This window comes from Flavobacterium sp. ENC (assembly GCF_020991415.1).
Lineage (GTDB): Bacteria > Bacteroidota > Bacteroidia > Flavobacteriales > Flavobacteriaceae > Flavobacterium.
The window spans coordinates 351,591-375,965 of record NZ_JAJMOY010000001.1 but is presented as its reverse complement, the minus strand read 5'-3'; the positions used below and the strand labels follow the sequence as shown (position 1 = coordinate 375,965).

At 37.0% G+C, this 24,375-nt stretch carries 16 protein-coding genes and 1 tRNA gene; 7 read left to right on the top strand and 10 right to left on the bottom strand.

The features are described from left to right. Positions 1-8: 8 nt before the first annotated feature. The 6 genes from LPB89_RS01520 to LPB89_RS01495 all read right to left on the bottom strand — a co-directional run bounded on the left by LPB89_RS01520 (position 9) and on the right by LPB89_RS01495 (position 9,668). On the bottom strand, positions 9-806 hold the full coding sequence (locus LPB89_RS01520) for a hypothetical protein (protein ID WP_230699963.1): 798 nt from the start codon (positions 804-806) through the stop codon (positions 9-11). Further along, complete coding sequence (locus tag LPB89_RS01515; protein ID WP_230699962.1) at positions 803-2,383, bottom strand: AAA family ATPase; 1,581 nt, start codon at positions 2,381-2,383, stop codon at positions 803-805. The genes LPB89_RS01520 and LPB89_RS01515 overlap by 4 nt, the downstream gene beginning before the upstream one ends. Then, positions 2,370-4,037, bottom strand: a complete 1,668-nt coding sequence (locus LPB89_RS01510; RefSeq protein WP_230699961.1) for a restriction endonuclease subunit S — start codon at positions 4,035-4,037, stop codon at positions 2,370-2,372. Before LPB89_RS01510 ends, LPB89_RS01515 begins: the two co-directional genes overlap by 14 nt. Before the next feature lies 1 nt (position 4,038). Continuing rightward, positions 4,039-4,830 carry a nucleotidyl transferase AbiEii/AbiGii toxin family protein gene (locus LPB89_RS01505; RefSeq protein ID WP_230699960.1) on the bottom strand — a complete coding sequence of 264 codons (792 nt, stop codon included), beginning with the start codon at positions 4,828-4,830 and terminating at the stop codon, positions 4,039-4,041. Continuing rightward, positions 4,827-5,636, bottom strand: coding sequence for a type IV toxin-antitoxin system AbiEi family antitoxin (locus LPB89_RS01500; RefSeq protein WP_230699959.1), 810 nt, complete (start codon positions 5,634-5,636; stop codon positions 4,827-4,829). The genes LPB89_RS01505 and LPB89_RS01500 overlap by 4 nt, the downstream gene beginning before the upstream one ends. Positions 5,637-6,434: 798 nt before the next feature. Then, positions 6,435-9,668, bottom strand: a complete 3,234-nt coding sequence (locus LPB89_RS01495; RefSeq protein WP_230699958.1) for a TM0106 family RecB-like putative nuclease — start codon at positions 9,666-9,668, stop codon at positions 6,435-6,437. A 564-nt stretch (positions 9,669-10,232) separates the two neighbouring features. Between LPB89_RS01495 and LPB89_RS01490 the strand changes: the two genes are divergently transcribed. Together LPB89_RS01490 and LPB89_RS01485 are read left to right on the top strand one after the other, a co-directional pair. After that, entirely contained in the window at positions 10,233-11,732 is a 1,500-nt protein-coding gene (locus tag LPB89_RS01490) for a recombinase family protein (RefSeq protein WP_230699957.1), read from the top strand. Next, positions 11,716-11,937, top strand: a complete 222-nt coding sequence (locus LPB89_RS01485; protein WP_230699956.1) for a PTS sugar transporter subunit IIBC — start codon at positions 11,716-11,718, stop codon at positions 11,935-11,937. The genes LPB89_RS01490 and LPB89_RS01485 overlap by 17 nt, the downstream gene beginning before the upstream one ends. 132 nt (positions 11,938-12,069) lie before the next feature. Here the strand turns inward: LPB89_RS01485 and LPB89_RS01480 are convergent. Then, positions 12,070-12,151, bottom strand: a tRNA-Leu gene (locus LPB89_RS01480). A 108-nt stretch (positions 12,152-12,259) separates the two neighbouring features. Between LPB89_RS01480 and LPB89_RS01475 the strand changes: the two genes are divergently transcribed. The 3 genes from LPB89_RS01475 (at position 12,260) to LPB89_RS01465 (ending at position 15,819) form a co-directional block, all read left to right on the top strand. Beyond that, positions 12,260-13,648, top strand: coding sequence for a dipeptidase (locus LPB89_RS01475; protein ID WP_230699955.1), 1,389 nt, complete (start codon positions 12,260-12,262; stop codon positions 13,646-13,648). Between the two features lie 576 nt (positions 13,649-14,224). Then, positions 14,225-14,596 (top strand): BlaI/MecI/CopY family transcriptional regulator, encoded by a 372-nt coding sequence (locus tag LPB89_RS01470; RefSeq protein ID WP_127337971.1) that lies wholly within the window; start codon positions 14,225-14,227, stop codon positions 14,594-14,596. Continuing rightward, on the top strand, positions 14,593-15,819 hold the full coding sequence (locus tag LPB89_RS01465; RefSeq protein ID WP_230699954.1) for an energy transducer TonB: 1,227 nt from the start codon (positions 14,593-14,595) through the stop codon (positions 15,817-15,819). The genes LPB89_RS01470 and LPB89_RS01465 overlap by 4 nt, the downstream gene beginning before the upstream one ends. An 87-nt stretch (positions 15,820-15,906) precedes the next feature. Here LPB89_RS01465 and LPB89_RS01460 read toward each other — a convergent pair whose 3' ends face one another. Next, entirely contained in the window at positions 15,907-17,271 is a 1,365-nt protein-coding gene (locus LPB89_RS01460) for a saccharopine dehydrogenase family protein (protein WP_230699953.1), read from the bottom strand. A 194-nt stretch (positions 17,272-17,465) separates the two neighbouring features. Between LPB89_RS01460 and LPB89_RS01455 the strand changes: the two genes are divergently transcribed. Both LPB89_RS01455 and pckA read left to right on the top strand, forming a co-directional pair. Continuing rightward, positions 17,466-17,852 (top strand): DUF423 domain-containing protein, encoded by a 387-nt coding sequence (locus LPB89_RS01455; RefSeq protein WP_230699952.1) that lies wholly within the window; start codon positions 17,466-17,468, stop codon positions 17,850-17,852. Between the two features lie 203 nt (positions 17,853-18,055). Continuing rightward, positions 18,056-19,660 carry a phosphoenolpyruvate carboxykinase (ATP) gene (pckA, locus tag LPB89_RS01450; RefSeq protein WP_230699951.1) on the top strand — a complete coding sequence of 535 codons (1,605 nt, stop codon included), beginning with the start codon at positions 18,056-18,058 and terminating at the stop codon, positions 19,658-19,660. 607 nt (positions 19,661-20,267) lie between these two features. Here the strand turns inward: pckA and LPB89_RS01445 are convergent. After that, entirely contained in the window at positions 20,268-21,320 is a 1,053-nt protein-coding gene (locus tag LPB89_RS01445; protein WP_230699950.1) for a phytase, read from the bottom strand. A 74-nt stretch (positions 21,321-21,394) separates the two neighbouring features. Next, on the bottom strand, positions 21,395-24,205 hold the full coding sequence (locus LPB89_RS01440; protein WP_230699949.1) for a TonB-dependent receptor: 2,811 nt from the start codon (positions 24,203-24,205) through the stop codon (positions 21,395-21,397). Positions 24,206-24,375 lie beyond the last annotated feature (170 nt).

Genomic DNA, 24,375 nt, shown 5'->3' with positions numbered 1-24,375 from the left:
TTAATTTTTTAAGCGGCTATTCTCATTGCCCAAATGAATCCAGAAGTAATGCAGCAAGATTGTGCGGTTGCAGAATATTCAGCATCTTTCTGAACATACTTCTCTAATTCTTTCATCTTATCTTCGATTTCTTGTTCTCTAGAAATGCTTATTATAGTTTGATTTTCCTTTAATAGCTCTGCGATTTTATTAATTAATGTTGCGCAGTCATGCCAAATTTTCTTTCTAGCATCTAATAACCCACCATCATTTAATTTTAGCGACTTAACTGTGTAATCTGCTCTTCGATAATCCCAGTCAGCTTTATTGTTTGATAAAGATTTTGCTTTACCTTCCTCATCAAAAGTCAGCTTCTGAACATCTTTTAATTTTAAGGGATCTAAAAAAAGATGCAACTCATCATTTATAGGATCTGTATTGCAATTTGCTTTATTCTTTTCAACTGCAAATTTATCACTTTTATTAACGTTACTAATACTTCCACAATATCTGAAATTAGTCCATTCAAAAGCTAACCACCAATAACCGCCATAATCTTTTTTGTCTATACCCATTGCACGCTTTTTAGGCCGGAAATGATCAACGTGCATATAGGAGTTATCATCTTTAGATTCTGAGTACCAACACTTCCCATAATTTAGGTCACGAAGAAATTGCTTAATTTCTTTCCACACATTCTCGTTCCCTTCAATTAGTAAAAATCGCTCGGCGTCAGTCGTTGCAGCTAATAATTTTCCCGTGAGACCATTGGCTTTAGTTAGCCAAGCAGCCTCTGGTTTATTGTCTTCAATTGCTATATATCTCATTGCTTGCTTTCTTTATAAATCTTATCCAATATCTTCAATGCAATCTCATTTTGTTGCTTTAATTGTTCAGGTGTTGTGTCATAGTCTATTTTAAATTGTTCCATGCCTCCCACAATTTGAATGAATTTTTGATATAATGGATCCCTATATGTCATATTAATACCCTTGTCGTGATTTAATATCTGGAAAATCTCTTGTAGTTTCAGTTGTTCTTCACTAGAGAGTTCAGAAACAAACTGTTTAGAAACTAATTCATTACGTTGATTTAAAAGTTCTTGTGTTGGTAAATCTAATGTAGTCGGTAACTTAAATATCTCGCTTGTTAAAATTCCTGCTACACCTAATCCACGCGGATCAACTTCAGATTCTTCAACAATAGTTTTACCTTCACTATCTGTTGCAAAAATTCTAACCTGCTCTTTTCGTAAACTACCTATGACTAAAGGGTCATGAGTGCAAAAAATTATTTGAGTAGTTTCTGGACGCTTAACAACTTGATCGATATAATCTAAATATTTCCACTTCCACATTGGATTAAGGTGAGTATCGGGTTCATCTAATAAGATTAATGATTCTTCATCTTTTGTGAATTTTAATAGTCCGAGCACGGTTAAAAGTTGTTTTTCACCTTCGCTTAGCTCGCCCATTGCAAGTTCGCCGTCAACGTTTTCCTTCCATACCTTAATTTTCACATCATGTAATAGATCCGAGATGTGTATGCTCTCTAGGGCATTAAAAAGTTGTATTTTGTCGGAATATTTTAAATCGACTAAGCTTTGGAAGCTTTCTTTATCACTCAAAAAAAGGTAAAGCAAATTGAGCTTTTCTGCCTTTTTATAGTTTGTGCTAATTCTTTCTTCATGATAAATTGGTGCTAACGAGAAAAGCCATAGATCCTCTATAAATCTTCTAACTAATCCTTTAGCATTCCAAAATTGATCAGTTTCTTTTTTGACTTTAGACCAAGCTGGTTGTTTTAAGACAAATAATGCAGAGCCAAAATCGTGAATTTTCAATTCGTCCTTTAAAAATTGTATAGTTTCACTTTCCCGTTCTTTAAACATATAAAATGCGATTAAAGCGAAACTAGCGTGAATATTTTGTGATAGAAAAATTCTTCTGATTCTGTCAAACTTTTCATACTTAGCATCAGCCTTAATTATCTCAGAATAGTATCTTTTTTCATGTTCCGAATAAAGATTCTTTAACCTGTCACTTGTTCCTGAATAATATATAAATACATGTCGTGGCAGGTAATCATCTTTGCTTTTAAAAAATTCATTTTTAGAGCGTAATTTCACATTATCTACAATAAATGAATATCCTGTAGTTGTGGAGAAAGAAACCTCAATATCATAAGTTTTACATTTATATTTTATAAAATAAGTAAATGCTGGCTCGGGGTCTCGTTCTAAATCTAAATCACGAAAAATTATTACTAATGCTTCGAAAAAATTTGACTTGCCGGTAGCATTTAGTCCAATCAAAACAGTTTCCATTGAAGTTTCATCAAAATCAATTTCGAAATTGTCAAGATTTTTAAATGTTGATTTTATATGGACTTTATCTATTCTCATGTTTTAAGGATAAAAGTGATTGAGAACCTTTTTTTACTGCAATTATATCATTTTGAATTAGCTTTAAGGCAGCATAAAAGTTTTCGATCTTGTCCTTATGCTCTGATTGTAACCATACTTCCTCAGCCGAAATAGGAGATTGGGAACTTTTCAATATTTCAATTATTGTCTTTTTTTCTACCATTATTTTCCTTTTTACTGGTTTTTGCTTCTCAATCAGTTTTTGCTTCTTAAAATATTCGGTTTTTTCTAAAGCAATTTTCTGTAACAATAGTTCTGCGCTTTCTCCATTTGGATCAGAAGTAATTAGCTGACCGGAAAAAGCATTCTGCAATATTTTTTTTCTAAAAGTTGAAATCCTTTTCTGGTTTAATAAAATTATTTCTTCCAGCTTTTCTGCAATTGTAAACCTATATTCAATTTCATGTATAATCTGTTGCTGTTCCTCTGGAGGAGGAACATTTAATCTGAACTCACGAATGTCTTTTTGAAAAAGGTGTGGAATTGCACTTCCCGAAATCCGTTCATTAACAAGCGCCTGCAATTGTGGGCCAAGAAATAAATAATATAGGTAGTCCGGTAAAAAAGCTTCTTTTCCGCGTATTATCGCTAAAGATGAATTTATCGTAGCTTTTTCGTTTAATTGCTTTACAATTCCTATTTTTCCAATGCCTGCCCCATCTTTGCATAATAGAACATCGTTGACAGCTAATTTTATTTCTGGGCTTTCCTCATAACGCTTTTCTGTGATATTGTATGCATCTTTAAACTCAACATACTTTCCATAATTTAAGCAATGTACGGAAAGGAATAATGGGCCTTCTTTTGTGTATTCTTCTTTTTTAAGACCTTTCCAGCCAACTCTAGCATTGATTGAAATTAACTTGTCAAGCTTAGCAATTGCCCACCGTGAGATATTAGGATTGTAGTCAAATTCGAAATCGAAATCTTTCTTTAATTTTTTACCAGTTTTTTGCGCTTGATCATATTTATCTTTTCTGTTTTTTGCAATTTCTGTTAGGTAATCGAAAGCGGAAGTTGATAAGCTTGCGTCTCTTTCTTTTTGAGTTAATTCTCCATTAAAAGCCGTTCGTAATATAACTTGTTTATAAATTTTAATCTTCTTTTGAATTTTTAAAAACATTTTTTCAGCCAAATCCAATTCATTAAAAAGTTCTTCTATCTTTTCAACAATTTCATGTTGTTCTGAAAGGGGTGGTACTACGACCAACAAATCTTCTAAATTTTTCTTTGATATTGCTTGGAAAGTTGATCCTGTCCCAAGATTTACTAAATCCTTTTCAATATATCTTAGATAATATAAGATAAACCGATTTGGTATACCACCATATCCGTTGATACTTGCTAATCCGCGACCTATGCATGACTTTTCAGGTGCAATATTAGTAGGGCCAATAGGCGCTCTAACAGAAATTAAAATATTATCTTTTTCCGCAATTTTTAAGGGCTCTGAGCAATATTTATTTATATTCGGGTAAAAGCTGCCGAATTCCGTCTTTCCTTGAAAAAATGGCAACCCGATTTGTTGAGTATTATATGTACTTGATGGAGGTGATTGTCCCATATTAATATGTGAAATATCAACTAATTTTGCTGAAGTCCAGAGTGTAGGTAAAGTAGTTTCTTTATTCATCTTAAATTTTCTCCAATAATTCTTTTTTTATAACTTCATAAGCTGCAACATTATCATACTCTACACCAGGGCGAAGGATCGTATAAATATCCTGCATGAATTCGTCGTCTTTCATCTTCAAATCCATATTGGCGATATACATCTTCTGTGTTGGTGGTTCACCGTCAGAAAACTTCATGTATTCTTTGTAACAATGAATGAGCTTATCACCATCAATTTTCACATTTGCCAATGCATGTTCTAAATCGAATAGATCACGTCCTTTTCGGCGTTGGTATAACGCCCGCATTTTTGTGCCGAGTAATTCCTCTAACTGGTAAGTATTGATTTCACACTGACCCGAAAACCAACCGCTTTTTACCTCGAACGGCACTTTTTGCAATCCTAATACCGTGAAATGCTCTTTGCAATTGATTTCAATTTTTAAGCGCATCGTAATAATCGGAGCAATTTCTGTTTCGAATTTGTAAACGACCGTGTTGTTGTGCGCCCGCGGCTTTGTTGTTCTTTTCATTCCCAAAAATGCCAGTGCTTTCCCCAGTTCTTCCAGTATCGGCTTAATAGGGCCAGCCTTGATTTGTACCAGGTCTATATCTTCTGAATACCTGACCTGTGGCTTTAAGAATATCTTATGCAAAGCCGTACCACCGCGAAATGCAAGATGCTCACTTAAAAAGGGATCGGAAAATATTTCGACTAAAGCCCTCTCTATTACCAAATCTTGCTCTACCTGAGAATCATCCGGCCAAGGCGCATTTGCTTTCCATTCTTGTATATATCGCCTTGGTATCATAGGTCACTTTCGATTTCAACGTTCCTGATAATCTTCCATCTGGGATTTGTTTCGCCAATTTTATCTTTCCCTGGCATAAGCGGAATATTTACGCCTATTCTATCTGCAATTATTCTATATAATATTTCGGCTAATTTTTCATTTTCTAATTCGACCTCCAAAAGATATCCAAGTCTTTGTATTGCAGCAGTTTGGGAGTAGTATTTTGCGGTCTTTTTTAAGCTGGTAGGTCTTATTGCCTCTACTAATTCTTCAAGAATAGTCAATATCCTATTCATACCAATACTTTCAGCATAGTATAATAAATCTAAAGCCGTCAGCTCAGGAGATGAAACATTCATATAACCTGCCTCAGTTTTGATTTCGTTGACATCTTCTTTATTCCATTCATTTTTGATGAAGAAATTCAGCTTCAGCTTCTTGTTTTTAATATCCCGGAGTGCCGGTCTTTCGGTAATTATAAACGTTTCCATTGGCTGCTGATGTCCAGCACCATGAAGTGCGGCGGCAGAAACCAGCCCAACGTAATAATTTTTCCCCAATGCCTTCATCATGTCATCGATGAACATATTTACCGGGATTATTCCCTGATGTGAGTATTCGGCAGGAAGTAATGTATAAAAACCTTTTCTGACCTGAACAATCTTCTTCTTCTTTTTTAATCGGTACAGGTTTTGATTAAGTGCCTTATCAGATACAGGAAATCTTTCTTTAGCTTCGTCTAATGTAAATGCATATCTTCCTTTAGACCTTAATTCATCTAAATATTCATCAAGATAATTATATGTAACAACAGCTTCAGACATGTATATATTTTGTTTGCTATTTACTACACAATGTGTAGTGTTACGCAAATATAATATTTCTCTATTAATATCAGCATTTTGTGTTCGTAAATATTCATATACACCACCGTCATTAGTTATAGCAAGTAAAGTATTTATTATACTTCATGAATTTGTTCATCAACTTGAAGTTTTATTTATTCTATAACTGTCTGAAAGATATTCTTTAGAACTTCTTCAATTACAGCCTATATGGTTAAGCAAAAGGCATTGATTGACGCTCTTATATCTTAGGAGTAGCAACAGTGAATCTATGGGCAATGGCAAAGCAGATTAGATGTCAATCACTTATAGGTAAAAGAGACGAAATCCTTGATATATGAAACCATAGTTTAGCTTTTAAATGTCTGTGAATAATCGTTACCTTTACCAAGGAAATTATGCCAAATGAAAAAAACAGGAAATAGTTCGCGTTGACCATGTGAATAGGACTGTAGTCTATAAAGACCAGTTCCATATCGCGTACCATCCCGAAAAGTACCCTGTTACGAGTGAACCGCATCGCCACAATTATTACGAAATCCTATGGTTCCCGAAAGCCGAAGGTACGCATTGCATCGATGATGTTTGCTTTAAAATGAAAGGGAATGACCTTTTTTTACTTTCTGAAGGCCAATGCACTATTTTCAGAATGTCAATAGTATAATGAATGATATACCTTCGAGATATAATAAACTTTTTCGAGTAGTTCAAATAGTGTAGTTTGAGTTAGCGGAAATTCCTGCTACGTTTGGATGAGTAGGGATTTCATTAACTCAACTATTTTCCAAAGAAATCAGGAAAGCTTATCCATGTTTTTTGTTTAGAGTAAAATGCATAAGGACTGTTAGGTATATCTGTTGGAATTATTCCTAATGCACATAATTCCCTGAAATGCTTTGCGGAAGTAATCCGTAGAGGTTTAAGAAACGTTTTTGCTTCTTCATAACTACGGTATTTTTTATTCTGGTTGGCAATCCTACCGGTACCCAAAAATACACCCCAGCCTTCAAATTCAAAATAAACTTTATTTGGGTCGGGAGGCATCGTATCGGGACGCTGGTCCGTTTTCCTCCATGCAAAGAATTCATGCTGTGTTTTAATTCCGACTGCTTGGATATATGTCTTGGCTTGGTCATAGGTCATTCTTTTCTTTCGTTGCCTTCCTGTGTTGCCGGTACCCAGCCAATCGCCAAGATCAATCCACCCTGTGCGCTTATATTCCTTTTCAGGAGAATAGGGAATTGTGCTTGGTCTTTTGTCACTTCGCAGCCATGCCCAATATTCATCGCGATTCTTTAAACCTAATCTTCTCATATAAGTCCTGGCCTTTTCAAATGGGAGGAATTTGAAGCCAAGCCAGTCGTGCCAGTCGGTCCATCCAGTCTTTTTATAGGTTGAATTGGGCGATGCGGGTATAAAAATCGGCCGCTTTCCTGATTTTATCCATTCATTCCATTGTCCCTTCCGGGTAAATTTTAACCGGCGGACATATAACCGGGCTTGGAGAAATGGCAAAAAAGGAGGCAAATAATCTGGCGGGACATTCTCCCAAAGACCCGCCTTGTGACGTAAAAGGTCAAGAAACGGAATGTTTCTATACCGACATGTCTGGGCAAGGCTAAGCATCTTAAGGTATTCGATGAGCTTTCCTTCACGAATCCTGCCATTCACATTATGTCTGTGCTGTGCAAATGCCTTGATTGCGGCCTCAGCATTATTGTTATTCCATGGGATATCGTCATGTTTGAGGAAGACCCATAATTCATCCCAATGCTTTTTCAAGCGCTTAGAGTATTTTAGGGAGAGCTCACCTCTGTATTCGATGGAAAGATAGGTCTTGTAAAAATCCTCGGTATTTCTCAGATGCTTTTGAAGGTGCTTGTGACTGAGGCCGAATTTGTCTATCGTAGCAATTATCTTAACTAACAGCTCGCTGAAGGCATCCATAAGATTTTTGTATCCTTCGTCAAATGGATTCTTATGGAGGTCATCATTCAAATCCCTGATAAGGTGTATCAGGCACTTTTGCCGCTGAAGCTTCAGCGCATCGTATCCAGGGAAGAAATCGGTGATAATAATGCCATTGTAATCCTTTAGCCATTGTTTTAGAAATTCCGTTTCGCGGGTTAATGTAAAATGATAAAATACGGTATGCGATGTTGCAAATACCCAAACATAGCCCGTGTCTTTTGTCAGCTTTACTGTAGTTTCGTCAATATGGATTACAGGGCTCTTTAATATAATTTTCCATAAGTAATCTACTTCGGGCTGCCACTGGAGCCACCATTTATATTTTCTGCTCACTACATACATGGGGCTTATCCAGATATGGTATTGATCCATTATCATTTTCGCAATCATGTTGCTGCTTATATGGTAGCTTATATACATTTGAGTTATTAATGCCAAAAGGTTGTTTCCATATCGCATTCGTTTGAGGATGGCATTATTGTATTTTATTCCACATTTGCCACACTTACCTTGAGTTGATTTATATTCGACAACATGACGGCGTACACCTGATGAGGTAAATTTTATATCGGTCTGTTTGAAAGACCGCATCGTGTTTTTGAGATAATAAACTTTAGAAGACCCACATCCGGGACAGTTTTGCAGTGGCTTTGCAATTATAACTTCATTCGCCTTTCCGGGCTGCCAGCCCATAACGCCTTTGCCGGGATGTATGCTTGATTCCTTTTCAGAAGTATTAGATATAAAGGGAGCTGTTTTCTTATTGCGCCAATAGATCTTTGTCTGCTGGTAGTCAAAATAAGCGGCCTTGCTGATCATATCATAATCTTCTCCAAAATTCAGATTTGCCTGGAATTTATAAGGGCTTAGCTTTTTCATGGAAGCCACTGCAAGTACATTGTCAGGATTTGCATTAATTGTAAGATCATGAAGCCAGCCGCACACTATTTCCAATGCCTGGCAGTCTTCAAGATTATAATGGGTCAACTTTTCCCTTATACCGGGATCTTTAGTTTCTTCCCATTGCTTTCGTAAGACGATGCTTTGCAGTCCATCGATATTTTCTGTCCAGCCGTAACCGAGAAAATGCGCCAGTTCTTTCAACCCATTGCTGTAGATTGGCGGATATACGGAAGTTCTCAGGTAGGAAAGCAGGTTTGCCATCCTTTTTTGGAGACCGATAAATTCCTGCTTAAAAGGTGTGCCGTACCTTTGCACAATAGCATTTAACGATTTGGTTTCATAGCTTCCATAATGGTAGATAGGAAGGTCAGGATATTGGTTCAAAAGCCGAAACAGGTTTCGGAATATCTCCTTTTCGTTTTCCCTGCTATCAGCCCAGAAAGAAAATGTTTCATCAGGCTTATCCGCGAAATGGACTATTCCTCCAATCAGATAAATAAATCTTTCATCAGGCAGGCCTTCAAAATCTAAATATATGGCTTCTGATATATCTTCAATATCGGGCGTATACATAACATAGGTCTTCTGTTCACGTATCGCCAGTGCCTTAAGCTCCCATAGGTAATTGGAAGCAATTTTCGGCTTGCGTCGGCTGCGCCTTCTTGGACGGAACAGATGGGATAATTGCAGGACTGTAAAGATACCTTTCTTGTGGTATCGTTCGATAATTTTAGGGGAGATGCTCCCTAGAAGACTGATGCAGTCTTTCTCTTTTAGCTTCTGATGGCAGGTTTTCCAGAATTGGCATTCGGGACAGTGCTTGTTTTTATAAAAGGCAGGTGCATCGCTGTCAAGAATCCTTTTTGTATCGGCAAGCAGCTTTTCTGCTTTTATTGAAGGTTTAATTTGGATTAAAAGGTTTTCTTTTCCTTTCAATATATTTAAATGGCTCACTTTTTCACCTGTATCCTCGGATAAAAAGAAAGCATCTGCTGTCAATGCAATTTTATCTATGGCTGAAATTTTTGCAGAGGATAGCTGCGGTGTCTCCAATTCAGAATCAGGATCCCTGTTTATCTGCCATGCTTTGTATGGACAATACTGCATGGCCTGTAATATTTTCCAGTTCGGTTTCATACCGCTTATTCATAAATATGGAGTAAAATAAAAAGTTTCTGAACCTTTATTACGACCATTAAAGTTAAATAAAATATTGCCATTTTTTTTATGATTGAATTGTTTTCTAGTCTAAGATGAAGGAAAGATGACGTACCGCACTGTTTGCTGTTTTAGTATTTTATTGTAAATTTGACTATTGAAAATCAATACTTTATAGGTTATATGATGTTTGAAAATCAATTGTATTTTCTTCTTCATACTGGCTCAGAATTAGCAAGTAAATAATTCCAATCATACAGATAATCTTAAAATCACCTTCCACAATATGCTGTTCAAGTGGTAGTGTGGGACTAGCTACTAAAAGCCTAGCTTTTGATTGGGCAGTGAAGTATACTAAAATTTAAATTATTCCGTGCCTTGCAATAACAACATGAAAATTCTCATCTACGCCTGTAAGATTTAGATTTTAAAAAGCAAGCTGTATTCAAATTATCACAAGTATAGTTGTAAAAATGAATAATCTTTAAAAAAAGGTGTCTGCCCTTAGGAGGAATTTATGATGTTAAATTTAAAAATCAAGGTATGTATGATCAGACTAAATCGGCCTATTTATATATCCGGGTCAGTACAGACGAGCAAAAAAGGAAAGGATATTCCCTGCCCGAACAGGAAGACCGGTTATTAAAATATTGTGCATTCAACAATATAGAGGTAAAAGGTATTTATCGCGAGGACTTCTCAGCCAAAAACTTCAACAGGCCTGAATGGAAAAAGTTAATAACAGTAATTAAAAACAAGTCAAAGGAAGGCAAGAGTATACTTTTCATAAAATGGGATCGGTTTAGCCGAAATATTGAACTTGCCTATGAGATGATAGGAATACTTCGAAAACACAGGACCACAGCAATGGCTATTGATCAACCTATAGATTTTTCTGTTCCTGAAAGTACGGTCATGCTTGCCGTTTACCTATCTGTACCGGAAGCAGAAAACAGCAGGAGGGCTCTAAATACGGCAAATGGTATTCGTCGGGCAAAACTAATGGGCAGGTACCCTAATAAAGCTCCTATAGGATATATCAATATGACGCTTGTTGACGGCAGAAAAATTATTGCTCCTAAACAGCCCGATGCAGAAATTATAAGCTGGGCTTTCCATCAGCTTGCAAAAAATATCCATAAAATAGAGAAAATCCGCAATATGGCCTATGATAAAGGCTTGAAATGTTCCCGATCGCATTTTTTCAGGATCATACATAATCCCGTTTACTGTGGACTTATCCCGGTAAAATTCAATTCAGAAGAACAGCAAATGGTAAAAGGAACCCACGATCCATTGATATCGGAAACATTGTTTTATGAAGTCCAGCATATCATTAATACAAAAAGAAAAGTTACTGCTAAAACTGATATTCTCAAATCGACATTTTTTCTAAGGGGATTTTTAACATGCCCTCTTTGCGGAAGGAAACTAAGCGGAAGCTTTTCCCAAGGATCTACAAAAAAGTATTCATACTATCATTGTCAGGGAAGATGTAAAACAAGAATTAGCGCCCCTTTCCTCAATGATTGTTACCAACGCAAGCTGCAACAGATTGTGCTTTCAAATGGAGCAATTGGGTTATTAAAAATTATTTTAGAAGACTGTAATACAAATTCACAAAAAGCAAAGTACTTACATGACCGAAATATGGTGACAATAAAGCTAAATGAGGAGAATTCAATCCTTTCCAAAGCCCGGAAGTTATTTGTAGTGGATACACTGAAATATGATGATTATAGCGAGTTAAAAAAAGAGAGCCTGGCCAATTCTAAATGCTTGAAAAGTGAGCTGCAGGACATCAATATCAAATTAAAGAGTATTGAAGAGCAAAGCCAATTGGCAAGCAAACCATTTGTAGATATCTTTAAAGGTTTCTCAAGTTTGGATACAGCAAATAAAAAATATCTTGTCAATCTAATTCCACCTGTTAAGGTTGATTTCCAAACAGGAAACATTTCCTTGGAATTGAACGGTGCACTATCAAAAATATTAACATCAAAAAAAAACAAAAAAAACAGTGAATATGAATTTTATAGATAGAAGGATTTCAGTTAACAGGGCAATAGCGATGTTAGCGAAAAATGGCATCGAGGTGGATGATGGTGAAGCGGCTGTTATATTAGACTTTCTTTATCTGATATCGAAAAATCGCAATAAGCCTGAAGATGCGAAAAACGCCGGAACTCTAAAGAGAAATCGAACTTTGGAAAAATGCCATAAAACCACCATAAACAAAGGTTTTTAAATAGTTCTTACGACTGTAAGGATTTTAAACAGTAAAAAAAATCGAACTAAAATGACTAAACAGTAACTGTTTGTGTCATAGATTTTTATTGTCAAAAAAAAAGGAGATACTGTTTAATAGTATCTCCTTAAGTGCGGATAATAGGACTCGAACCTACACGCCTTGCGGCACCAGATCCTAAGTCTGGCATGTCTACCAATTTCACCATATCCGCTCAATTGTGGGTGCAAAGATAAACATAACTTCTAAATTTCAAAGCATTTTTGCAAAAAAATATTAATTCTATTTTTTGTATTTTTGAATTTCTGTAAAAATTAAATAAATGGAAAATATAAAATCTTACGTTCAACAACATAAAGATCGCTTTATCAATGAGTTGATCGAATTATTAAAAATTCCGTCGGTAAGTGCCGACACCGCATATTCGCAAGATGTTATTGACACGGCCGAAGCTGTAAAGGAAAGTTTATCGAAAGCAGGCTGCGATTTTGTCGAAATTTGCGATACTCCGGGGTATCCAATCATCTACGGAGAGAAAATAATCGACCCTAATCTGCCTACCGTTCTCGTATACGGACATTATGATGTACAACCACCGGATCCAATCGAATTATGGACATCGCCACCATTTGAACCCGTAATCAAAAACACGGAAATTCATCCGGAAGGCGCTATTTTTGCCCGTGGTGCCTGTGATGACAAAGGACAAATGTACATGCACGTAAAAGCTTTAGAGCTAATGGTGCAAACCAATACATTGCCTTGTAACGTAAAATTCATGATTGAAGGCGAAGAAGAAGTAGGTTCGGCAAGTTTGGCCTGGTTCGTAGAACGCAATCAGGAAAAACTGAAAAACGACGTGATTCTAATTTCAGATACCGGAATGATTTCGAACCAACAGCCGTCAATCACGACAGGTTTACGTGGTTTGAGTTATGTTGAGGTAGAAGTTACGGGGCCGAATCGTGATTTACATTCCGGTTTATACGGTGGAGCAGTAGCGAATCCGATTAACGTTCTGGCAAAAATGATCGCTTCACTTCATGATGAAGACAATCATATTACGATTCCGGGTTTCTACGATAACGTTCAGGAATTATCTACTGAAGAAAGAGCTGAAATGGCAAAAGCGCCTTTCAGTTTGGAAAAATATAAAAATGCCTTGGCGCTAAACGATGTTTATGGTGAAAAAGGATACGTAACCAACGAACGCAACTCGATTCGTCCAACGTTAGACGTAAACGGAATCTGGGGCGGATATCAGGGTGAAGGTGCCAAAACGGTTATTGCAAGCAAAGCTTTCGCTAAAATCTCGATGCGTTTGGTTCCAAATCAGGACTGGCATGAAATCACAGAACTTTTCACAAAACATTTTACAAGCATTGCACCGTCAGGAGTTACTGTAAAGGTGACGCCTCACCACGGAGGACAGGGCTATGTAACGCCAATTGACAGTATTGGGTACAAAGCGGCAAACATGGCGTATACGGAAACTTTCGGAGTTCCGGCAATTCCGGTTCGTTCCGGTGGAAGTATTCCAATTGTAGCTTTGTTCGAAAAAGAATTAAAAAGCAAAACCATCCTTATGGGCTTCGGATTGGACAGTGACGCGATTCACTCGCCAAACGAGCATTTCGGAATCTTTAATTACCTGAAAGGAATTGAAACGATTCCGTTGTTTTATAAGTATTTTGTAGAGCTTTCGAAATAGGTTTTTGGAAAAAGGTGCAAAGGAACATAGGAGCAAAGGTGCAAAGGTTTTGGCACCGTATGTGTTTTAAATTATAGAGACTCCGGCTTTTAGCCGGAGTTTTTTTTTGCTTTAATCGAAATTTTTAATCTTCGGGTTAATTATTTGGCTAAAGCCATTTTCTTCTGCACTATTGTAAACCCCCAGCTAAAGCTGGGGGCTATTGAAAAAACCTTTGTACCTCTGCATCTATGCACCTTTGCCTCTCAAAAAAGCCTTTGTTCCTTTGAGCCTCTGCCTCTTTGCACCTGCCTACTGAACCTCAAAAGAAAACCTCAGGACCTAAGAAAAAACCTTAGCACCTTTGCCTCTTTGTACCTTAAAAAAACCTTTTTTCTAAAATTCTCTTGCACATTAAAAATTAATCTCTACATTTGTAGAGCAACAACTATAAGTGTAGAGTAAAAAAAATAAAACATACATTAAATCATTGAAATCAATTAATCTGTGGCAAAATAAAAATTCGCGAAAATTCGTGTAATTAGTGGCAAAAAAAACTCAAAAACTTAGTAAATCAGAACCTTAGAACCTCAAAAAATGCAATTATCAAACTCAGAAGAACAATTAATGGAGCATCTGTGGAAGCTTGAAAAGGCTTTTATGAAAGATTTGCTTGAAGCGTATCCCGATCCAAAACCGGCAACGACTACAGTCGCGACTTTGCTGAAACGAATGATCGACAAGAAATTCGTAGCTTATAATGAATTCGGGAATTCAAGGGAATATTATCCTTTGGTCGAAAAGACGGTTTATTTTTCCAAACACGTCAACGGACTGATTAGCAATTTCTTTAATAATTCGGCCTCGCAGTTTGCTTCGTTTTTTACGACCGAAACCAATCTTAGCACTTCTGAATTGGAAGAACTTAGAAAAATAATCGATTCGCAAATTCAAAAAAAGAAAAAATGATCACCTATCTTTTAAAATCCGGAATACTGCTTTTTGTTTTTTATGCGGTATATAAATTGTGGCTGGAAAACGAAAAAATGCTTCGTTTCAACAGGGCGTATTTACTTTTGAGCCTGTTTTTTAGTTTGGTTATTCCCCTTCAGCTTGTTTCATTTCAATCGGTTATTTCGAATGAAACCGGAATTGTTCAGCTGAATGAACTGGTGATTCAAAAAGGTACTGAAAACCTAAGCTCCATCTCAGTAAATGATTTTATAATCGGTTTAATCCTTTCGATTTATGTTTTCATAGTCAGCTTATTCGCTATTCGTTTTTTTGTAAATCTCTATTCATTTTATAAAAAAACCAGGAGAAGTAAAGTACTGGTAATAAATGATGAAAAAATAGTGTTGCTACAGGAAACTGTTTTGCCACACTCCTTTTTGAATACGATTTTCATCAATAAAGAGGAATTCGAAAAAGGTAAAATTCCATCAGAATTAATAGCGCATGAAAAAGCGCATTTACAGCAAAAACACACTTTGGATCTTCTTTTTATCGAGATGCTGCAAATCGTCTTTTGGTTTAATCCATTGCTTGTCTTCTATAAAAAAGCCATCAAACTCAATCATGAATTTTTGGCTGATGAAGCGGTAAATGTTCAGTTCAAATCAGTTGAAAATTATCAAAAGCTATTGCTTGATTTTGCTTTGAATAAAAATACGGTTGCTCTGGCGAGTAACATCAATTATCTAATAACTAAAAAACGTTTACTTATGATGACCAAAAAAGAATCTCCGATTAAAGTAGTATTGAAAATATGTACCGTAAGCATTGTGGGTACTTTGTTGTTGCTTGTTTTTAGCAGCAGAACAATCGCTCAGACAGAAAAAAGTTCCCCAAAATTGAAGGAAGGATTTGCTATTAGCTACGATACTACTAGTGTAAAAGGCCCCGAATTCCCGGGTGGAATGGTCGAATTCTACAAATTTATTGGTAAAAATTTCAAAATGCCGGCAGAAGCATCCAAAAACAAAATAGAGGGAAAAGTATTAATGGAGTTTATGGTTGAAAAAGACGGAAGTTTGTCTGAAATAAAAATTATAAAAGATTTAGGAAATGGCTTAGGTGATGAAGCAACAAGAGTTTTAAAACTTTCCCCAAAATGGAATCCGGCGACGCAGGAAGGTAAGCCTGTGCGGGTAACATATGCTTTACCAATAACAATTAAAAACGATAAGTAAAAAATAAAAAAATCCGCTTCTAAAAACTTTAGAAGCGGATAAAATTAAAAACTAAAAAAATTCTCAAAAAAAATAAATAAATCCGGACTAAAACAAGTCCGGATTATATCCAAAGTAAGGCATGGTCTGTTCGTTGAAAACAACACCATACTCTTCTAATTCTTTTAAAATAGGCAGATACACTTCTTTGTTTATCGGAAGCTGAACGCCGGGGGTTGTGATTTTTCCATTCAAAATCAATAAAGTAGCCATGGCAACCGGTAGACCGACTGTTTTTGCCATCGCGGTATAGGTCTGATCGTCTCCGATGCAAACCATTTTAGAATCGATTTGCTTTTTCTCGCCGTTGATTTCGTATCCGAATTTGTGGTACATGACAATCATATCTTTGTCGTCTGGCTCTAATGTCCAGCTGTCGGAAAGTATTTTTTCTAAAATCTGAGCCGGAGTGGCATTTGATAAATTTACTTTTTTATGCGGATTGAACAAATCCAGTTCCAGAAGTTTGTCCCACATAATATCGTCCTGATCAATTTTTAAGATTAATCGGGTCTTGATTTCAACAGAATCGGTGGGATGATACGGTAAAAAAGAATTTACAAACTGGCGATAGCTCATGTTTTCGGAATCTTCCATGATATAACTGTCATCCGTCATTCCAAGCTGCACAAACATATTCCAGGCTTTCGAATAACCCACTCTTCTGATGGTTCCTCTGTATAACGTCAGGATATCATCTAATCCGTAAATAGAGCGGTATTTTAGCGAATCCCGATTCGAGTACGCTTCAAATTTTCCGTAACCTTCCACCTCAAGGAATTCAGTTCTTCGGAATAAATTGCAATACGGAATGTATTTGTAAGTACCTTCCTGAACAAACTTGGCGGCGCCTCCCTGTCCTGCTAAGACTACGTTTCGGGGTGCCCATGTAAATTTATAATTCCATAAATTATTGTCGGATTCAGGAGCGACCAATCCGCCGCAAAAAGATTCAAAAAGCAGCATTTTTCCGCCTTTTACCCTGATTTCATCAATGACCTTCATGGCACTCATATGGTCTATTCCGGGGTCAAGACCAATTTCGTTCATGAAAATCAGGTTGTTTTCTTTGGCTTCTTCATTTAAGGCCTGCATGGCATCACTTATATAAGAAGCGGTGACAAGGTGTTTTCCGAATTGGATACAGTCTTTGGCAATCTCAATATGTAAATGTGCGGGAAGCATTGATATGACAATAGACGCTTTTTCTATTGCTTCTTTTCTTTCGGTAATATTAAATATGTCTAAAGCTATTGGGGTGGCATTCGGATGTTGCTGCGTCTTTTTTTCTGCCAGGGCTAACGATAAGTCGGCTACAACAAGGTGTAGATTTTCACTCTCTGATTTGGAAAGTAAATAACGGATCAGCGAAGAGGCAGAACGACCAGCTCCAATAATTAAAATGCTTCTCATGTTTTATATTTATAACACAAATATATTAAAATGTTATAAATATAACAATCGGATTGTTCAAAAAAAATCATTTATTTTTAATTTTAAGAATAAAACGAACAAATTCCCGTTACTGCAAAAGATTTTCGAAAAGAGAAAACTTTTTTAAATGGTTTTGAAGTATTTTTGTCTTAATATTGAAAAACATAGAAAACATGAAAAGAAAAATTGTTTTAACAGGTGCTTTTATCGGGATGTTAGCTATTATTTTGGGCGCTTTCGGAGCCCATTTACTTAAAAAATGGCTATCGGTTGAACAATTAAATACTTTTGAAGTTGGCGTCCGTTATCAGATGTACCACGCTTTTTTTCTGTTTTTTCTATCGACCCGAAAAGATATTGCTGAAAAAACCTTAAAGACCATCTATACTCTTGCAGTTGCCGGTGTGGTGCTGTTTAGCGGATCTATCTATTTATTAGTGACCAAAGAGTACACTGTTTTTGACTCAAAAATTATCGTATTCGCAACACCTTTAGGAGGATTTTTATTAATTCTTGCATGGTTGGTGTTATTTGCTACTATTTTGAAGAAAAAATCATAAAATCCCGAATAAAAAATTCTATCTAAAAATTAATCTTTAATTTTGTCTCATAAATAACATATAAGATTACTTATGTGAATTTTTATTGGTTTTTATCTGTATTGATAAAAAATATAACAATTCATGTTTTGAGTATAAAAGCTTAGAATCAAAGTAATTATGTTTGTTCACTAAAAAAAGAAACACACACAACAACAAAATTTATGGACACTAACACACTTTTCACGCAATCGATTTCGTTGAAAGAACTAGGAATTGAAAATGCAACAGTTCGCTATCAATTATCAGCAGATGAATTGCATGCGATTACTTTGCAGGCAGGCCAGGGTGTTGAGAACTCTACGGGAGCGTTGGCAATTAATACGGGCGAATTTACAGGACGTTCTCCACAGGACCGTTTTATCGTAAAAGACAGCATTACAGAAGATAAAGTTTGGTGGGGAAATGTAAATATTCCATTTTCACCGGAAGCTTTTGAAAAGTTATACAATAAAGTAACTCAGTTTTTATCTCATAAAGAAGTATTTGTCAGAGATTCTTACGTTTGCTCTGATGCCAATTACAGATTAAATGTTCGTGTAGTAACCGAAACGGCATGGTCTAATTTGTTTTGTTATAATATGTTTTTAAGACCTGAAGATTCAGAATTAGCCAACTTTACTCCGGAATGGACGGTAATTTGTGCTCCGAGTTTTATGGCAGATCCTGCTGTAGACGGAACACGCCAGTCTAATTTTGCGATTCTGGATTTTACCAAAAAAATTGCCCTTATCGGTGGAACGGGGTATACGGGAGAAATGAAAAAAGGAATTTTTTCTGCTTTGAATTTCATTTTACCGGTTTTCAAAAATACATTACCAATGCACTGCAGCGCCAATGTGGGTGAAGCAGGAGATACGGCGATTTTCTTCGGATTGTCAGGGACAGGAAAAACAACTTTATCGGCAGATCCTGCCCGTAAGTTAATTGGTGATGATGAACACGGATGGACTGCTGAAAATACCGTTTTTAATTTTGAAGGTGGCTGTTATGCTAAAGTTATTAATTTAACGGAAGAAAACGAGCCGGACATTTTTAGAGCGATCAAAAAAGGGGCGCTTTTAGAAAATGTGGTTTTCAAAGCGGGAACAAACGAAGTGGATTACGATGATGTTTCGATCACTCAAAATACACGTGTAAGTTACCCAATCACACATATCGACAATATTCAGCCGGGTTCTATCGGACATAACCCTAAAAATATATTTTTCCTAACGGCAGATTCTTTCGGAATTTTGCCTCCAATCTCAAAACTGACTCCGGGTCAGGCCGCTTACCATTTTATCTCAGGATATACGGCTAAAGTTGCCGGAACTGAAGCAGGAGTTACAGAACCACAACCTAATTTCTCCGCTTGTTTTGGAGCACCATTCATGCCTTTGCACCCAACACGTTATGCAGAAATGCTGACTAAAAAGATGAAAGATGCAGATGTAAAAGTATGGTTGATTAATACCGGTTGGACTGGTGGTGCATACGGAATCGGAACGCGTATGAAATTGAAATATACCCGTGCGATGATTACTGCTGCACTAAACGGTGAACTGGACAATGTAGAATTTAAAAACCATGCCGTTTTTGGAATTGCAAAACCACAAAGCTGTCCGAATGTTCCAAGCGAGATTCTGAATCCAAGAAACACCTGGGAAGACAAAGATTTATACGACAAAAAAGCAATTGAACTGGCTCAGAAATTCAAAGCGAATTTTGCCAAATTTGAAGAGTTTGCCAATGCCGAAATTTTGGCCGGCGCACCGATTACAGAATAAGGAAATTACTAATTCAAACTTGAAAAAGCTGTTCGTTATGAACAGCTTTTTTTTTGTCTCAGTCTCAGTCTCAGTCTCGGTCTCAGTTTTCAGTCTCTGTCTCGATGTCACCCTGAGCGAAGTCGAAGGGCTTTCGTTGCGGGGCTTCGACTTCGCTCAGCCTGACAGATTTTGGGTTTTCGGTCTCAGTTTTCAGTCTCTGTCTCGATGTCACCCTGAGCGAAGTCGAAGGGCTTTACGTTGCGGGGCTTCGACTTCGCTCAGCCTGACAGATTTTGGGTTTTCGGTCTCAGTTTTTAGTCTCTGTCTCGATGTCACCCTGAGCGAAGTTGAAGGGCTTTTGTTGTGGGGCTTCGACTTCGCTCAGCCTGACAGATTTTGGGTTTTCGGTCTCAGTTTTCGGTCTCAGTTTTCAGTCTCTGTTTCGATGTCACCCTGAGCGAAGTCGAAGGGCTTTACGTTGTGGGGGCTTCGACTTCGCTCAGCCTGATAGATTTTGGGTTTTCAGTCGCAGTATGCAGTTTTCGGTCTCAGTTAAAAAACTGAAAACTGAATACCGCGACTGCGACTGAACTCTGCGACTGCGACTAAAAACTGCGACTAAAAACTACTCCTTATCGATACGTGCCTGAATCAAATCCCAGGCGTAATACTGAAAAACCATTCCGTTGCTCATGGCTACGAAAAGGCCGTCTTTATATTTCCCGCCTAAATTAAGGCTGGTTACATCCGCTCCGTCACATTCGATTGTGGATGTTGGGATTTCTGCCAGTAACGGATAATTGTTCGGATTCCCTTTTGCCCCTTCTCTCGGATATACCATAAAAGTATTGGCTTGTTGGTTCGATACTAAAATATAACCTGTAGAATCGGTCTTTTTGTAAATCGCGATTCCTTCATTATCGGCTTTGAAACCTGTTTTTCCGAAAAGAGCTATTTCTTTATTATCGTTTAAAGCAGGATCAGCTTTGTATTTCCTGATTCCAAATTGTTCGTCGCAATATAAAACGGTTCCCAATTCGTTGTCCACTGCAATCGCTTCGATTTCTTTTTTTGCGCTGTAGGCTCCAAATTTTCGAACCACTTTTGCAGTGGCCCCTTTTCCGGTACCTGAAAGTTCGTATTGCCATAAATAACTTCCTGAAGGCCCTGATTTTCTGCCCACAATAGCGAAAATCTTTTTATCACTTGGTCTTGTGTATAATGCGATTCCCATCGGGTCGCGTAATGCTTCGCCTTCAAAAACAGCAATTCCTCCATTGTCAATTGGTTCTAAATCCGGCAGGCTGAAAATTCTGATTTTGTTGCTTTCGCGCTCTGTAGTAACGGCAATGTCTGTTTTTTTTCCGTCAATTACTAAGCCGTAAGCGATATCAACATTGTTCGGTCTTTTTAACGCAATTGATTTTTTTAGAATTTTTCCGTTCAGATCAAAAGCGTACAAACCACCGTCAGTGTCTTTGTCAGTCCCTACAATTATACTTTTTGAAGGATCTGTCGGGTGAATCCAGATGGAGGGATCATCAGTATCGTGAGGTAAAGTTTGTGTAACGACAGTTGGTTTTACGGCATTTTTTGCAATGGGAGCTAACTTGTCTTCTTTGCAGGAAACGAATAAAACACCTAAAAGTAAAAATGACAGTTTTGATTTATTTTTCATTTGGTTCATTATTTTAATGCAATTAGACAGAGCGGTTAAGCCCTGTCTAATTTAAGAATTATATAAATTGATTATTACAAGTCGAATTTCAATCCAAAATTATATCTGGCCTGATAGTATTCTGCTTGTTTGGTATGCGCTTCGATACCTTGATAGTAGCGCAACGGTTGGTTGGTTAAATTATTGGCTTCTGCAAAAAGACGCAATTTCGGTGTGATTTTGAAAGAAGCATTGGCATCAACAAAAAGCTGTTTGTCATAGTAGCTGTCTTTGTAAGACTCTGAACCTAATTCATCTAAATAATCAGAAGTAAAGTTGGTCGAAACTCTGGCAGAGAATCTTTTGTTTTCCCACGATAACGATCCGTTAAACATATGAGGAGTGGTACCCGGAAGGCTGATGTTGTTTCTTTCGTTTCCGTCTTCATCGGCGATTCCTTTTGCTTTAGATTTGGTGTAGGTGTAGTTCAGGTAGATTCCAAAACCTTTCAGGAATTTTCCCGGAAGGAAATCCAACTGACGCTGAAATGCCACTTCAAAACCATACACATCAACAGTATCCCCGTTTCTGGATTGTACAAATGACCAGTTTTCACCCGCCGGAATTGGATTGGCCTGATTTGGAAAATCATTGGCAAATTTTGCATCCGTATATTGATTGTCGCTGTAGTTGTAAATGAAGTCATTTAATTTTTTGTAGAAAACACCTCCTGAAATTAATCCGACAGATTTGAAATAATTTTCTGCCATGAAATCATAATTATAGGAATACGTTACGTCAAGGTCCGGATTTCCGGCAGTAATTTCTTTATCGGCAGCAATATTGTTAACGTAAGGAGCCAGGGCGTAATAGTTTGGTCTTGCTAAAGCGGTTGTAGCCGCCGCTCTTAAAACTAAATCTTTCGTAGCATTATATTGGAACGAGATGCTTGGTAATACGTTAGTATATGAATTGGTCGTGTTGATTGTACTTTCTAATTCTTCTTCGTCTAAGACACGATTTCCGGTATAGTCAATATGCGTATTTTCAACACGGAAACCCAATACCATTGATAATTTATCATTAAAATCCTGATCCCATCTTACATAAGCCGCATAAATGTTTTCTTTGGCATTATAGTTTACCGCCAAATATTCAGCAGCATCAGCTTCTTTATCAAATAAAGTTGCGTTATTCAAATCAAGACTTCCTAAAAAACTTGCAGAAGCAAAGGTCCCCGGAACATATTTGCTGCCCGGATTAAAGTTTTTACCATCAAAATAACTTGTTGGAACTTCTGATAACAATTCCATTCCATCACCCGTTGGTTCGTAGGAAAAGAAAATATTATCTCTCTTTTTTTCTTTTAAACGAAGTCTAAGTCCTGTTCTTAGCCTTCCTTTCTGAGAAGGAATAATCGTAAACGGAAAACGGATGTTTACTTTGGCTCCAAATTCACTTTCGCTCGTATCATCTGTATTTTCTGTTACGGAATCAAATTTGAAATCCTCGACAGATTCTCCGGTTGTCGTTAATAAAGGAAATCTTAAATCAGATAAGTTTTCGTTGATTTCCAAACCTTTCTGACGGTATTCGATATAACGTTCACCCGGACGGTATTCTCTAGCTTTGGCGTAATTTGCCGACCAGTCCAGATCTAATTTCGAGTTGATTAAATGCTCTCCGCGAATAGAATAATTCTGCACACGCTGATCTTCCAGTCTTCTGTTTTTGTTTCTGCTGTTGTCAACTCCGCCTTTTGTCTGGCGTTTTACACGACCTTCAAAACCGGTAATGGTTTCACCATTGTAAATCGGTTCGATATCATCATAAGTTGTTCTGAAGCGATTTTCCCGGTCATCTCTCCAGTTATAAATAGCATTGGCAAAAATGGTGTTGTTTTCATCAAATTTATAATCTAAAGCAACAGATCCGCTGCGGCGAATACGCTGTACATCGTATTTTCTAACTTCTGAAGCTTGTAAATATTCATTTCCAAATTCATCTTTTACCCATTCGTTTTCGACGTTGTCTGAACCGTAATCTACATTATTATAAGATCCGCTGAAAACAGCCCCTAATTTGTTGTCAAAAAAACGGTTTCCGTATACTAAACCTGCGGTGTAGCTTGCGTTTTCGCGTATAGGTAAATAACCTCCGGCAAGAGTAGCAGAAATTCTTTCGCCGTTCGGAGTGGCTCTGGTAATTAAATTTACAGAACCCCCGATAGCATCCGCATCCATATCTGAAGTCAGGGTTTTGTTCACTTCGATAGTCGAAATCATATCAGACGGAATTAAATCCATTTGTACATTTCTGTTGTCTCCTTCAGCAGATGGAATTCTGTCGCCATTTAAAGTAACCGAGTTCAGAGAAGGTGCTAAACCTCTTATGATGATATTACGCGCTTCACCCTGATCATTTTGCATCGTTATCCCCGGAACACGTTTTAAGGCATCTCCGACATTGGCATCAGGAAAACGGCCTACCTGATCAGAAGAAATTACGTTTCCGATATTTTTATTGTTTTTTTGTTGGTTTAAGGCTTTGGCCTGACCTTTTAAGATGTCTCCGACAATCACTTCATTCAATTCAGTTCCTGAAGCTTTAAGGACAAAGTCAAGTACATTATTTTTTCCTTGTTCAACTGTTATTTCATGTGTTATTGACGTATAACCAATATATTTTACTAAAACCTGGTAGGTGCCGACATTTATGTTAAGCAATTCAAAACGACCATTGTAATCGGAAACCGTGTATTTGTTTTCCCCTACAATCTGAATCATTGCTCCCGGCAAGGGAAGTTTATCATCAGCATCTAATACCTTTCCTGATATTATGGCCTTTTGAGCATAACCGGCAAGGGTCAAAAGCATGAATGTTACTACTAAATAATTTTTTTTCATTGTGTGTTTAGTTTCTTTTTTGCGAAACTAGAACCTTAATGTTACTAAAGTCATTAAAGAAAATTAACATAGTGTTATGATTCCTGGCCAACATTAGAAATAGATTAATGTTAAAATAACATTTAATAAAAAATGAATTTTACACTCTCAAGTAAAAACAAATCAAGTAT

Bases quoted from the DNA above. Each gene is read 5' to 3' on its own strand.
- LPB89_RS01455 (WP_230699952.1), top strand. From the start codon at position 17,466: ATGAAAAGAAAAATTGTTTTAACAGGTGCTTTTATCGGGATGTTAGCT.
- LPB89_RS01495 (WP_230699958.1), bottom strand. From the start codon at position 9,668: ATGAAACCGAACTGGAAAATATTACAGGCCATGCAGTATTGTCCATAC.
- LPB89_RS01520 (WP_230699963.1), bottom strand. From the start codon at position 806: ATGAGATATATAGCAATTGAAGACAATAAACCAGAGGCTGCTTGGCTA.
- LPB89_RS01465 (WP_230699954.1), top strand. From the start codon at position 14,593: ATGATCACCTATCTTTTAAAATCCGGAATACTGCTTTTTGTTTTTTAT.
- LPB89_RS01475 (WP_230699955.1), top strand. From the start codon at position 12,260: ATGGAAAATATAAAATCTTACGTTCAACAACATAAAGATCGCTTTATC.
- LPB89_RS01490 (WP_230699957.1), top strand. From the start codon at position 10,233: ATGTATGATCAGACTAAATCGGCCTATTTATATATCCGGGTCAGTACA.
- LPB89_RS01445 (WP_230699950.1), bottom strand. From the start codon at position 21,320: ATGAAAAATAAATCAAAACTGTCATTTTTACTTTTAGGTGTTTTATTC.
- LPB89_RS01460 (WP_230699953.1), bottom strand. From the start codon at position 17,271: ATGAGAAGCATTTTAATTATTGGAGCTGGTCGTTCTGCCTCTTCGCTG.
- LPB89_RS01470 (WP_127337971.1), top strand. From the start codon at position 14,225: ATGCAATTATCAAACTCAGAAGAACAATTAATGGAGCATCTGTGGAAG.
- LPB89_RS01440 (WP_230699949.1), bottom strand. From the start codon at position 24,205: ATGAAAAAAAATTATTTAGTAGTAACATTCATGCTTTTGACCCTTGCC.
- LPB89_RS01515 (WP_230699962.1), bottom strand. From the start codon at position 2,383: ATGAGAATAGATAAAGTCCATATAAAATCAACATTTAAAAATCTTGAC.
- pckA (WP_230699951.1), top strand. From the start codon at position 18,056: ATGGACACTAACACACTTTTCACGCAATCGATTTCGTTGAAAGAACTA.
- LPB89_RS01485 (WP_230699956.1), top strand. From the start codon at position 11,716: ATGAATTTTATAGATAGAAGGATTTCAGTTAACAGGGCAATAGCGATG.
- LPB89_RS01510 (WP_230699961.1), bottom strand. From the start codon at position 4,037: ATGAATAAAGAAACTACTTTACCTACACTCTGGACTTCAGCAAAATTA.
- LPB89_RS01505 (WP_230699960.1), bottom strand. From the start codon at position 4,830: ATGATACCAAGGCGATATATACAAGAATGGAAAGCAAATGCGCCTTGG.
- LPB89_RS01500 (WP_230699959.1), bottom strand. From the start codon at position 5,636: ATGTCTGAAGCTGTTGTTACATATAATTATCTTGATGAATATTTAGAT.